The sequence below is a fragment of the Sporosarcina saromensis genome, assembly GCF_054901285.1.
Genome location: NZ_CM142738.1, coordinates 3,708,854 through 3,720,900 on the forward strand (window position 1 = coordinate 3,708,854; position 12,047 = coordinate 3,720,900).

At 42.6% G+C, this 12,047-nt stretch carries 11 protein-coding genes; 10 read left to right on the forward strand and 1 reads right to left on the reverse strand.

Going from position 1 to position 12,047, the window contains the following annotated elements; translation table 11 throughout:
- The first annotated feature begins 133 nt into the window (after nt 1–133).
- From ACVHUV_RS18605 to ACVHUV_RS18615, 3 genes are all read left to right on the forward strand, one after another.
- On the forward strand, nt 134–1,027 hold the full coding sequence (locus ACVHUV_RS18605; RefSeq protein ID WP_462085619.1) for a hypothetical protein: 894 nt from the start codon (nt 134–136) through the stop codon (nt 1,025–1,027).
- Nucleotides 1,028–1,327: 300 nt separating this feature from the next.
- Entirely contained in the window at nt 1,328–2,248 is a 921-nt protein-coding gene (locus tag ACVHUV_RS18610) for an HD-GYP domain-containing protein (RefSeq protein ID WP_462085620.1), read from the forward strand.
- A complete protein-coding gene (locus ACVHUV_RS18615; RefSeq protein ID WP_371391144.1) occupies nt 2,245–2,532 on the forward strand; it encodes a hypothetical protein in 288 nt (95 codons plus the stop codon). The genes ACVHUV_RS18610 and ACVHUV_RS18615 overlap by 4 nt, the downstream gene beginning before the upstream one ends.
- A 359-nt stretch (nt 2,533–2,891) precedes the next feature.
- Here the strand turns inward: ACVHUV_RS18615 and ACVHUV_RS18620 are convergent, their stop codons facing one another.
- Nucleotides 2,892–3,929 carry an S-layer homology domain-containing protein gene (locus ACVHUV_RS18620; RefSeq protein WP_462085621.1) on the reverse strand — a complete coding sequence of 346 codons (1,038 nt, stop codon included), beginning with the start codon at nt 3,927–3,929 and terminating at the stop codon, nt 2,892–2,894.
- A 266-nt stretch (nt 3,930–4,195) separates the two neighbouring features.
- Between ACVHUV_RS18620 and ACVHUV_RS18625 the strand changes: the two genes are divergently transcribed.
- The 7 genes from ACVHUV_RS18625 (at nt 4,196) to ACVHUV_RS18655 (ending at nt 12,004) form a co-directional block, all read left to right on the forward strand.
- A complete protein-coding gene (locus ACVHUV_RS18625; RefSeq protein WP_462085622.1) occupies nt 4,196–6,451 on the forward strand; it encodes a TOTE conflict system archaeo-eukaryotic primase domain-containing protein in 2,256 nt (751 codons plus the stop codon).
- Between the two features lie 414 nt (nt 6,452–6,865).
- Nucleotides 6,866–7,171 (forward strand): antibiotic biosynthesis monooxygenase family protein, encoded by a 306-nt coding sequence (locus ACVHUV_RS18630; protein ID WP_462085623.1) that lies wholly within the window; start codon nt 6,866–6,868, stop codon nt 7,169–7,171.
- On the forward strand, nt 7,171–7,530 hold the full coding sequence (locus ACVHUV_RS18635; protein ID WP_462085624.1) for a hypothetical protein: 360 nt from the start codon (nt 7,171–7,173) through the stop codon (nt 7,528–7,530). Before ACVHUV_RS18630 ends, ACVHUV_RS18635 begins: the two co-directional genes overlap by 1 nt.
- 11 nt (nt 7,531–7,541) lie before the next feature.
- A complete protein-coding gene (locus tag ACVHUV_RS18640) occupies nt 7,542–8,204 on the forward strand; it encodes a cobalamin B12-binding domain-containing protein (RefSeq protein ID WP_462085625.1) in 663 nt (220 codons plus the stop codon).
- Nucleotides 8,191–8,958: an STAS domain-containing protein gene (locus ACVHUV_RS18645; protein WP_462085626.1), complete on the forward strand. Its 768-nt coding sequence runs from the start codon at nt 8,191–8,193 to the stop codon at nt 8,956–8,958. Before ACVHUV_RS18640 ends, ACVHUV_RS18645 begins: the two co-directional genes overlap by 14 nt.
- A gap of 701 nt (nt 8,959–9,659) precedes the next feature.
- On the forward strand, nt 9,660–10,847 hold the full coding sequence (gene gltS, locus ACVHUV_RS18650) for a sodium/glutamate symporter (protein WP_317943132.1): 1,188 nt from the start codon (nt 9,660–9,662) through the stop codon (nt 10,845–10,847).
- A 182-nt stretch (nt 10,848–11,029) separates the two neighbouring features.
- Nucleotides 11,030–12,004 carry a hypothetical protein gene (locus tag ACVHUV_RS18655; protein ID WP_462085627.1) on the forward strand — a complete coding sequence of 325 codons (975 nt, stop codon included), beginning with the start codon at nt 11,030–11,032 and terminating at the stop codon, nt 12,002–12,004.
- Nucleotides 12,005–12,047 lie beyond the last annotated feature (43 nt).

Genomic DNA, 12,047 nt, shown 5'->3' on the forward strand with positions numbered 1-12,047 from the left:
CTAAATATTTTGTCGTGGTTTCATTACAATAGGATATAGTTTGTGCAAGGTTATAGTATAAACAAATGTACTCACCAAGTTAAAGTCCTAAAGTGCTATACTATACTAGATTACTAGAGTAGGAGGAACGCAAATGAGAAAGACCATTCTTGGAGTAAAGCTGGTGACGTCATTTATGTTAACAGCAGGATTACTTTTCAGTAGTATCCAACCACTTGCCGCTCAAGCTGCGAGTGTAAAAGAAGAACAACAAGTAGAACAAATAACTAAATACACGTACAAGGTGATGAAAGTTTTACGTGTCAGCCTTGGCGTCGACAAGCATTCTACTGTGAAAGATGACGAGATTGCTAGTATGAACAAAGCAGAAGTGATGAATCGGTATCTTTCATCTCAAGGAAAGAAAATGAAGGGGAATGAGGTACGGAAAGCTGTTGAATTAATTTTCAACATTGACTTGGATTTCATTTCAAAACAAGGAATTGGCACGACGGTATCTTCGTATGATGCTGCGGTCATGGAAATCCTTCGTCTTGACTTGGGATTAGAAAGAGACGACATTTCACGTGATCAAGACATTATGGCGATGAAAAAAAATCACGTGATGGACCGCTACAGCAAAATGTTTAGGTACAAGCTTTCTGGACCTGAATACCGTTTTTTAATCAATCAAATATACGGGGTAAACTTGGACGGTATCGCAAATTTGGAACACGCTCAAGTCGCAATCTATTCAAAGGGTCAATGGATTTTAAAAAGCGATCAGGATTTAATCATCCTCCGTTCCAGCCTGGACGATGTTGAAGTGTACGTCGCACCGACTGACTACTATACTGCCCTAACCGGCTCAACTGAACTTCCAGCATCGCTAATTGCAAAGTTAGCAAGCATGGGCTTCACCTATGACGAGCCAACAAACGCATACTACTACGCCAACCCAACAGGCGAATCCATCCCGGACGCCTTTAAAGGCCAAACCCTCGGCACCATCGTCGGAACCATCGCAAACGAATTCCCAAAACAATAAACAGCCACTAGGAAATAAGCAAAGCACCCATCCAATTTCAGTATATTCGAAATTGTTTGGGTGCCTTTCCCCAAAACAATTTACGTGCGTAATTCTTTCTACCTATTCATAAATCTCTTCACCATAGATTTTCTCTTCAATCAGATAAATATAGTACTTAACTCCCCTAATTGTATTGACAATAGTTCGTTCGAATTCAGTTGTAAAATAAATTTATAATTCTATTCTTCAAATAATATATTTCTAGAAAAAATACAACTACGTTCTTCTAAATAGGCACGCTCGGAAATGGAGGACATTATGAAAATAAGTCGAAGAAACTATCGTGATACAGTCATTATGAAGAATATAGAAGTTTCATTAGTTTCTTCGGGAGATGGCACAGAAGTCATTCACCACAAGTTATACGAAGGAGCGAGGTGGGCGATGGCGCCAGCTGATGGATGGACGGCCTTAGAGCATGTGACGATGCTTACAGGAACACTCATTTACCATGGGTCTGACGGCGATGTCATCTTGCAACAAGGCGATTCCGTTAGTGCGAGCCCAGTGAAAGAGCATGCTCTTTTCACCGCTGCCACAGATGTTGAGTTCATCTATGTGACATCACAGCCGCAATTTCATTTTTACAGTAGTTCGGTTAAAGACATGATGGATTTAGCGATACGCGTGGAAGAAAAAGATGGCTATACAGCGGATCATTGCAATCGTATAAAAGAAATCTCTATGATGATCGGGAAGCGGATGGGCTTGACGGCAAACGAGCTTTTTATCTTAAATTTAGCGGCTTTCCTCCATGATATCGGTAAAATTAACGTGCCGATAGAAGTGTTGAATAAACCCTCGAAGTTAACGGATGAAGAGTTTGAGATGATTAAGAAGCATACGACGTGGGGTAAAGAAATCTTACTAGCAACCAATCAAGAGGATTTGAAATTTGCTGCAGATATTGTTGAACAGCATCATGAACGTTTTGATGGGAAAGGCTATCCAAACGGTCTGGCAAATACTGCAATCCGCATTGAAGCAGCCATTATTACTGTCGTCGATGCTTTTGACGCAATGACGTCAGATCGTGTATATCAGAAAGGACTAGACATTGACGAAGCTTTTGAGGAGCTAATTTCCAATAAAGGAACGATGTTCAATCCGCTAGTCGTGGATACATTTTTGTCATTAAGAGAAGACATCATCTCGTTAAAGGAGGTGATGAACACATGAAGAAATTAGCTATCGTCCTCGGTCTTGCGATAATCGGTCAATCGTTGTTTTCGGGCGCTGCGAGTGCAGCTTACCTTGCAAGCTCTGACAAGAAAATCTCAATTTCAACTGGACTTAATCTACAACTGCCAATTACGTTGGGACAAGAATCTTTTGAACTACAAGAAGCAATCCATCACCAATTGACGGAGTCTACTGGACTTGAAGTCGACCACTATTACTATTGGGTGGAAGTGGATGGTCAATCTGTCATTGCCATCGATCCTGCAAAAGTTATGTACTAATTCGTCATTTATACGAAGTACCGCACACGCGGTGCTTTTTTTGTACCTTTTTTTAAGCGGACGTGTATTTATTTTATCAGAATATACGCAATTAATTTGGTGCCTGTCCCCAAAAAGATTCAAAATCTTTCCGGGGACAGTCACCGTTTTTTTAGAAAGTTACCAAGTTGCAACTGATGAAGTTTGTTATAAATTTTACAGACCAAAAGTTAAGGTGTATCCAGGAGGAGGAATGTCTTCCAAATAATGAAAATCTCTCATCAATAACACCCCACCTAACATTTTAATAACAAAAATCCAATCACAAAAAGTGCGATTGGATTTTTGTTATTTTTTTTGTGTGTTCTTCTCAGATGCAATTATTGTAATTCATAAAGTATGTCTAGAGGATGATTGCCGTTTGGATTAATGTAGAATTTATAGCCGTTTATAACGACAGGCTTCTTGGTTTGGCGCACTTTGTTTACCGTGTCTATAAACTGTTGCCTTGTTATGTTCATGCCGCTACTGATTATTGCGTATTGCGCGCTCATTGTAACTGAATTTGCAAAGTCAGAGTAATTAACATTAACGGGAGAACCCTTTTTTAATGCTTGATGCGGCTTATAGGTCGGAAGTCCAGCTAACGGTTTTGCACCTAATTCATTGTACCAAGCTCCATCGTAACCTTTCAGGAATACAAATCCTTTAATGTTCACATATTCTTCTTGGAGTAATGGGTAGCCATAGTCTTCCGTATATGATTTCCGGAATACCCACTTTTCCCCTTCAACCACGTCCAAAAATTTGCTAATAGCTTTTACCGTTGTCCAACGACTTCCTTCAGCTTTCGGCGCAAATACTCCACCCGTGTAATATTCAATTAAATCATAATGATAGACGCGTGCAACAGACGTTCGAGCATATGCGCCAATTCTAGATCGATCCGCAAAATCTAAAACGTATTCTTTTGTGAAGTCCCCATTTAACTGTAAAGCTCGATCTAACATCACCGCAATTTCTTCTCTTAGGACGGGTTCAGTTGGCTTTATCGTTCCATCATCAAAACCTTTAATGATACCTGCAGCATATGCTCTGCTGACACCGTCATAGAGAGCTGAACTTTTAGCTAAATCCTTAAATGAGCTTTCAGCTTCTGGTAAATCAAGCGCTCGTGCAAGAAATGTTGCAAATTCCCCTCTTGTCACTACCTTGTGCATTTTAAATGTACCATCTCCGTAGCCAGATATTACGCCTCTCTCTACTAACTTACGGATTGGAGAGTGTTCTTCATATAAAAAATCATCAACGTCCTTAAATGGAGATTTATTTACAGACGCTTGCGTTTCCAGGGGGATAGTTAGCATCAACAGCATAGCCATTACAATTACAAATAGCAACTGCTTCCCTTTTTTCAACAATCAACATCCTCTCTACCTGCATTTTTTTGGCATTAATGATATCAAAGGTGACTAGATTAGTAAGAAACATTTCATATTAATGCATAAATCTATAATACCACAATTCAACCATTATTTGTATTTTATTTAAACAATTCAAACACCTTTGACAAGCAATCAAAACTATATGAAAATACAAGTAAATTACAAAACATCTAGTATACAATTGTCTATTAACGCTTTATTCCAATACATTTGACTTCCCCTACTTATGAGGTGATTCCATGAATACAACGAAAAACGATACTCAACTCTCTGACGACTATGAAAAAGTAGTTCTTGAAAATGCATATTTGAAGCAAATGATTCATCATTTATTGCCAACAGTTCAATTGCGACCGCCTGAAGAAATCGTGACGAATGCATCCGAACCGGCTGAAAAAATCCGTTTGTTTAAGGAGCTATTCATCGGAAGAACGGATGTCTTTGCTAGAAGATGGGCGTCGAGTGACGGCAAGGTAGGCTATTCACCTGTCGAGTCGAATGGGAAATATGTTCCTTTAACGAATCAAGTCATTTACGATCATTTGCGAGGGGAACATGTCATTGGCGTATATCCCATGCTGTCAGGGGATACATGCCGCTTTTTCGTCGTGGATTTTGATAAAGGGGATTGGCAAAAGGATGTTTCGGCATTTGTGGCTATTTGCAATGAAGTGTTCCTTCCATGCTATATTGAAAAATCACGCTCTGGCAATGGCGCGCACGTATGGATGTTTTTTGCCGAAGCGCTTCCAGCTGTTCTTGCTCGCAAACTCGGGAATGCGTTATTGAAAAAGACGCAGACTCGCACTTCAACATCACTTTCCTCGTTCGACCGTTTTTTTCCCAGTCAAGACCATTTATCCGCCTCAGAAGGGTTAGGGAACTTAATTGCACTCCCATTGCAACAGCATGCACGCATACAGGGAAACAGCGAATTTGTCACCTCTACATTTGATCCGATAGACGATCAATGGGCTTATTTATGCTCAGTCATTAAAATTGATGAAAACCTAGTACGAAATGCTTTATATGCACTTGGTGCACCTGCGCCTGAACTCTTTGTGAATGAACAACACGCTACCATTACGGCTGTCAGAAAGAATGGCATCCATTTTGCATTAGACCACTTATCCGAAGCGATGCTGAACCAATTAAAATCGTTGGCGACTTTTGGCAATCCAGAATACCATAAAGCGAAAGCAAAACGGTTGTCCACACAACACCTTTCTGCACGAATTGAATGTTTTGATGTAACAGAAAAGCACCTTATTCTTCCTCGTGGGACAGAAAGGGCAATTCGTGATTGGATTGCTTCGACGGATTATTCGATCGTTTGGCAAGATGAAAGGTATGCAGGTACGCTCTTTGAGACAGAGTTTATGGGCCAATTAACAACACAACAACAAGATGCTATGGATCAATTCATGAAAAATGAATGTGGCGTTCTGGCGGCAACGACCGGTTTCGGGAAAACTGTAACGGCTGCGGCGTTAATTGCGGAGCGGAAGGTCAACACACTCATCATCGTGAACCGAAAACAGCTACAAAGCCAGTGGATCGAACAGTTAGCCACTTTTTTAAGCATTCCCAAAAAGGCAATTGGTCAAATTGGTGGCGGTAAGCAGACGGGCACTGGCATGCTTGATGTCGCAACCGTCCAAACGTTAACAGCTAATGGCATAAGCCCACTCATTACACAATACGGACAAGTAATCATCGACGAATGCCATCATGTGTCAGCCTATACGAATGAGCAATTGTTGAAGATGGTATGCGCAAAATATGTGTACGGATTAACGGCTACCCCTTCACGGAAAGACGGTTTGCATCCGATTATCCACATGCAATGCGGCCCAATTGTCTATAAATCACATGCCAAAACGCAAGCACTCATCCGTCCGTTCCATCATGTGTTAAAAGAGCGTTTCACCTCCTATCAAACAACTTCTTCTACGCTGCCTTCGATTTACAATGAGTTAGCTGAAAATGAAAGGCGCAATCAACTCATTTTCAACGATGTGCTGCTCGCTTTGGAAGACGGATTCACGCCTTTAATTTTGACGGAACGGGTGAGTCATGTAGAAACTTTGGCAAATATGTTTAAAGGATTTGCAAAGAACGTTGTCATGCTTTCTGGAAACCTTTCGAAGAAGAAACAAGCAGAAACATTGCAAACGATCAACGAGCTGCCGCCTCAAGAGGAACTCGTCATAATCGCGACAGGGAAATACATCGGAGAAGGTTTTGACTGCGCAAGACTCAGCGCTCTGTTTCTCACAATGCCCTTCGCATCATCTGAAATGCTCACGCAATACGTTGGACGGCTCCACCGCCAACATGACGAAAAACAGGAAGTACGGGTGTACGACTACATTGATCGGAAAGTCCCCGTGCTGCTCAACATGTCCCATAAACGTATGAAAGGCTATAAACAATTAGGCTACATACGAGAAGCAGACCAATCAAGTACAGCTGAGCAACTGCAACTCTTCTAACAGTCGATAGAAATTAACTCGAACGTAGAAAATCTTATCTTCCCCAAAATCGCTAGACACGAATAAACACCTTAGAAAGCATGAAGGCAAAACTCCCTTCATGCTTCTTTCGTAATTTGGAGGGCCTTAACGGAGGATTGGCATCTAAACATTTTAGTTTATTCATAATTGTTTTGGGGACTGGCACCGTTTTTATATCCCTTTTGCACTACTTCCTACAACACACCTTTCTCCATTCGTATAGCCGAGTAACTTCTACCAACACAATTCAAACCATTCCAAATTGTTCTGGGGACAGTCCCCACATTTTCATACCTTTAGTCCTATCCGCCTCTCCGCCACTTTCTTCCATTAGTATGGTACACTGAATCTATGGAATTTTGTATTTTTAGTAGACACTTAAAGGAGCTTGCCATGTATATCGTTAATTCCACTTTTCAGCTTCCACCTGAGAAGGCTGACGAAGTGATTCGCATTTATAACAATCGTTCGAAGCGGGTGGATCGGGCGGAGGGGTTTCTCTCTTTTCAATTGCTACAAAATCAAAAGCGGCCCGGTGAGCTCGTTGTCCATATGGAATGGGAGACGAGGGAGCACTATTTAAAATGGGCACGAAGCGAAGAATTCAAGGAAATTCATGAACTGGAGAAGAAATACCCTGACCAAGAGCTCGCATCGATCATCCCGAAAGTCTCTCAATACAAGGTGGTGTCTACCTGATGAATGTCGACTCGAAAGACCAAGTTGTTGAGGAGATCGTCCACCAGATTTATGAAGCATATCCTTGGCTCGTTGAGAAATTCGGTGAGAACGGTCGAAAACGCACAGCGGAGGACAATTATCATCACCTTGACCATTTGGAAATCGCTTTTCAAATGAATGACGCTCAATTTTTCATTGATTATACGATATGGTTGGACGAAGTGTTGACGAGCAGAAATGTAAGCAGGGCTTTAATTGTCGATAACTTTCAACGTCTGCAACACGTTCTTCCTGGCAAATTGGATAGCGATCGGGAAACAGCTTATTTGCATTACCTAGCCGAAGCCCTTACAATTCTACGGCAACTAGACGTTTGAGGAGGAATTGAATGACGGAACATGCCATCCAACTCGCGCATAAATTTCTAAACGGAGATGAGCAAAATGCCCTCTCCTTCATCCATACAGTTTTAGCGAACAACGATCGACTGTCGCTTTACGAAGACTTGATTACACCTGCAATGATTCATATCGGCAAGCTATGGGAACGAAACGAAATTACAGTTGCGGATGAACACTTGGCAACCGCGATCTGTGATTATATTATTTCATATGTTGAATTTAAATCGGCAGCGATGGATGCGGCCAGCAATCGAAAAGTGATGCTATTCGGAGTGGAAGGCGAAGAGCATTACATTGGGTTGAAGATGGCGACATCTGTCTTTCAGGAGTTCGGCTGGAAAGTTCGTTATTTAGGGCCAAACTTGCCGCTTCGCCACGCAGAAACGGCGGTCAATGCGTGGCAACCTGACGTTGTCGCCATGTCAGCTGCACTTTCATATCGCTTGCCAATGCTCCGTAAATCCGTTGAGGTGCTTGCGAATGTTGCACACAAGCCTACTATTTTAATTGGCGGTCGGATGTCGCCACACGTAAAGTTTGAAGATGTAGCGGCTCCTGGACAAGTCGTCGTCCTACAAAACTTACGGGATCTTCATGCGTGGCTACAGCACACAGGTAAAGGAGCAGTTACTGAAAATGTCATTTCCTAATTCCGCTTTTCCATTACCCATGTACGCCATTAATCAACACTTAGAGATCGTGCAAATGAATCAAGCTGCCCTTAACACGTTGACGATTGGGACAAGCTTATTGGACATTATTGAACCGGAAAGCCGGTCTAAACTCTTGAAGCATCTCGAACAATTCCAGACGATTAAGGCGCTCGAAATGAATATCATTTCAAAAACAAACGACATCCAACTTGCGGATCTGTATGTTTCTTGGACAGATGAGACAATTGGTGAAGTCATTATCGTTCCAAAGGACGAAGCGGTTCGGAAAGTGAGTGAGCAATTGGGGCGGCTACGTCACCGACTGACAGAAACCAATTTTGAATTGTTGCAAGCGAAGGAAACAGCAGAGGAATTGTTACAAGAAAACATTAGACTTTCTTCTCCTTTCATTGAACTAACTCAAACAGTTGGCCTCATTCCAATTTTCGGCCCTCTCGATGAACAAAAGTCTGAAAATATTGCCGCTACCGTTTCTAACCGGGCATATAAATCCGATGCTGATACCGTCATCATCGACTTCACGGCTGTCGGGGAGATTGAACAAGGTGGATTGAACGGCTTCCAAAAACTTGTTCATATTATGCAGCTTCTAGGTTTTACAATGCTTGTCGTTGGGCTCCATCCCGAACACGTAAAGAAATGGAGTGCATTGGAGTTCACTGCTGATGTTCGTTTCTTAAAGTCCCTACGACTAGCCCTTGACAGCGTTTTAACTACACCTGTCCGTTAACATACCCTCCTGTTATTACAGAAACTACTTGAATGCTCAAGCGAGGATGGCGACGAAAAATCGTCCCATCCTCGCTTTTTTGCAGCACTTTGCATCTCCACAACCTCCACACATTTCCACATCCCCATAAAACTCCAGCTACATCTTTGACACCTAAAACTTGAAAAACCTTGCAATCGCAACGCGCACACTACTTTTTACCCCATGCAAAAAAGCGTACTATTTTGCATTTCAAATCATTTCAAATTGTTTTGGGGACAGGCACCGTTTTCATCCATCTTATGCACTACTCCCCGCAATCCACCACGCCTCATTGTCGGTATCGGAAAAGCACCATCAGAACGATTCAAATCATTCTAAATCGTTCCGGGGACAGGCACCGTTTTTCTCCCTCTTTAGCCCCACTCCCCTTTCCCACCACAAAAACTAGTGCTTCATCTTTATTTTCGACAAATTTCTCACGTTTTGGGTGAAAATCTGTTAAGGTATATACTGTTGTTATTGTATGCGCATGTCTTTCCCATTTCTGTTTGAACTTAGACTCAAGACAACTTAGATGCGTTTTAACAGCTTCCTATTACCGATACATAGGAACGTTCTTTTCATACGGCTTCGTTGACAGTACTGGATCTATGTACAACCTAGTAGCCGTGCAGATAAGAATAGAGGTCGCTCTCTATTTAAAGGAAAGGTGAATATGCATGATTGAAATTAACCAAATTACTACGTTATTTTTAGCCGCAGCAGTCTACTTGCTTGGTACTGCACTCGTTCATCGAATTGGGATTTTAGATCGATTTCTGATTCCTGCACCCGTTGTCGGCGGTCTTTTATTTGCCATTTTGGCGCTCGTTTTACAATCCACAGGCATCGTGGAAATTTCATTGGACACTTCGTTACAGTCCTTGTTCATGATTGCTTTTTTCACGACGGTCGGACTAGGCGCGAGTTTCAAGCTGATTAAACTCGGCGGAAAACTGCTCGTCATCTATTTGTTACTGTGCGGCGTAACCGTTTTCATGCAAAATGTGATCGGCGTCTCACTCGCTAAAGTCTTTCATATAGACCCATTACTCGGCGTCATGAGTGGCGCTGTGTCCATGAGTGGCGGACACGGCGGTGCTGCAGCGTACGGCCAGACGATTGAAGAACTCGGAATTTCTTCTGCTGTGACGATCGGGATGGCGGCTGCTACGCTCGGACTCATTTGCGGGAGCCTTTCTGGTGGACCGATTTCTCGGCATTTAATTGGCAAATACAATTTAAAACCAAAAGAAGGCAACGTAGAAGAGTACGTCGAGCAAGACGAAAAGCCGATCGGCCAGCATTCATTCATGGTGCAAGTCGCAATGATTACGTTGTCGATGGCTGGTGGTACGTTGATCGGTGATGTCTTCACAGAAGCGACTGGCTTTGTATTACCTGCGTACATCGGAGCCATGTTCGTCGCGGTTCTTGTTCGAAACATCGTCGATCGCTTCCTTCCAGGTACCGTCAATATGAAGGAAATTAACCTAATCGGAGATGTTTCACTCGCCATCTTCTTATCCATGGCACTCATGAGCATCAAACTTTGGGAAGTCGCAGGTCTTGCACTCCCACTCGTCGGTATCATCATCATTCAAGTGGCATTCATCGTTGTTTTCGCGGTATTCGTCATGTTCCGTGCACTCGGCAAAGACTATGATGCCGCGGTGATGATTGCTGGTTTCCTCGGCCACGGCCTCGGTGCGACGCCAAACGCGATGGCCAATATGGGCGCTACTGTTAATAAATTCGGACCTTCCCGTACAGCATTTCTCGTCGTACCGATTGTCGGCGCGTTTCTAATGGATGTTATTTTTAGTGCTCCTATCATTATTACGACGATTAATTTCTTTGCTCCATAAACGAAAACAATTCAATCGAAAGCCAGCTCGCTTTGCTACTTTAGACAGGATCTGTCCAGAAGTAGCTATAGAGAGCTGGCTATTTTTTATTCATCACCGTACAAGGTACAATGGAACATAATAGACAGACAACTCACGCATACATTACATGAAAATACCGTGCGTTTAAAGGAGGAAAACACGTGGAAAAGCTGAAAGAACTTGCAGGAATGGCAATCATAACGGTACTCTTCACCCTTTTCACAATCGCACTTGTGTCCGCGTACATAGAAGAATACAACTTATTCAAAGCTGAGCCCGTAACTGTAAAAACTGTGGAGAAAGTAGGCGCAAAAGGCTTATATGGTCCCCCTTCCTATTATGTTCGTGTGGAATTGCCAAATGGAGAAGAGGCTCCTTACTTGAATCGAATTTCCAAGCAGCAAATAAAAGACTTCCAAGTGGGTGATGAAGTTTCAGGCTATTCATTGCGCCCATCCGATTTTTCCACACTGCGAGATTTCATTTTCGACAGCATCTTTTACTTGGCCGGTATCTTGATTCTCGGTGTATTGGCCTTCTGTTGCTGGGTCGCACTTATCTTCTCCATTCCTTGGAAGCAATCAAAAAAGAAGACACTATCAAACAAGCAAAAGAAACGAGAACGAGAACGTTGGAAGAAGTTAAATCGCAAGAAAAAAGGGAGTGGCTGGGGCATTGTTGGCGGCATCATCGCATTCTTTCTTCTATTCCTCATACATCCACTATGGAATCTGCTCATGAAGCTCTTACCATTCGGCAAAAACCAAACCGAAGCGCTCGTTCTGGATCGGGATTCATATGTCACATACAGAAAACACGAAGATTCTTCGTATGTACTGACCCTTTCCTTTCAAGACGATGCAGGGCAATCTGTTCAAGTCATTAAAGACGTAACACGCAATACGTACCATCAGTACAACTCCGGTGACGCAGTACCCATCACGTTTCGCAATGCAAATCCGTATGATGTGTTCATCCAAAACACGACATTTTGGGACCTCTTTCAGCTAGCGACGACATGGCAAGCCTATCTCTATTTCTCCATTATCGCGCTTACCGTGTTTGTTGGGCGAATCTATTGGCGAGATTATAGAAAGAAAAATTCAAAGAGTCAAGCCATACAAAAATCCAGGTAGCTCCGTTTGGGAGGAACCTGGATTTTTGTATGCGCTTATGTGA

Coding starts and splice junctions, on each gene's coding strand:
- ACVHUV_RS18615 (WP_371391144.1), top strand. CDS start 2,245: ATGAAGAAATTAGCTATCGTCCTCGGTCTTGCGATAATCGGTCAATCG.
- ACVHUV_RS18645 (WP_462085626.1), top strand. CDS start 8,191: ATGTCATTTCCTAATTCCGCTTTTCCATTACCCATGTACGCCATTAAT.
- ACVHUV_RS18640 (WP_462085625.1), top strand. CDS start 7,542: ATGACGGAACATGCCATCCAACTCGCGCATAAATTTCTAAACGGAGAT.
- ACVHUV_RS18635 (WP_462085624.1), top strand. CDS start 7,171: ATGAATGTCGACTCGAAAGACCAAGTTGTTGAGGAGATCGTCCACCAG.
- ACVHUV_RS18605 (WP_462085619.1), top strand. CDS start 134: ATGAGAAAGACCATTCTTGGAGTAAAGCTGGTGACGTCATTTATGTTA.
- ACVHUV_RS18625 (WP_462085622.1), top strand. CDS start 4,196: ATGAATACAACGAAAAACGATACTCAACTCTCTGACGACTATGAAAAA.
- ACVHUV_RS18630 (WP_462085623.1), top strand. CDS start 6,866: ATGTATATCGTTAATTCCACTTTTCAGCTTCCACCTGAGAAGGCTGAC.
- gltS (WP_317943132.1), top strand. CDS start 9,660: ATGATTGAAATTAACCAAATTACTACGTTATTTTTAGCCGCAGCAGTC.
- ACVHUV_RS18610 (WP_462085620.1), top strand. CDS start 1,328: ATGAAAATAAGTCGAAGAAACTATCGTGATACAGTCATTATGAAGAAT.